At 66.3% G+C, this 371-nt stretch carries 1 protein-coding gene; it reads right to left on the bottom strand.

Annotation, left to right across the window (positions count from 1 at the left end; genetic code table 11):
* Positions 1-371, bottom strand: a 371-nt coding sequence (locus AC0L2O_RS36460) for a methyl-accepting chemotaxis protein (protein ID WP_473373158.1), incomplete at both ends; no start/stop codon positions are given.

The following is a 371-nucleotide window of genomic DNA, read 5'->3' as shown; positions in this document are numbered from 1 at the left end:
TTGGCCGTCTGGCTCGCCAGCGATTTCACTTCGCTCGCGACCACCGCGAAGCCGCGGCCGGCCTCGCCGGCACGGGCCGCTTCGATGGTGGCGTTGAGCGCGAGAAGATTGGTCTGTTCGGCGATCGCCGTGATCAGCTTGACAACTTCGCCGATCTGCTGCGCGGCATGCGAGAGTTTTCCGATCCGGCTATCGGTCTCCTTGGCCTGCACCACGGCGGCCTCAGCAATACGGCTGGAATCACGGACCTGGCGGCCGATCTCCTCGACGGAAGCCGAGAGCTCTTCCGTGGCGGTCGCCACCGACTGCATGTTGCTCGAGGCCTGCTCGGAGACGCCGGCGACCTGGCTCGAGAGGGTCTGCGTGGTCTC

The sequence above is a fragment of the Bradyrhizobium sp. Kon10 genome (assembly GCF_055807395.1).
The sequence above is the reverse complement of the archived record's forward strand: the minus strand, read 5'-3'. Positions and strand labels throughout refer to the sequence as shown.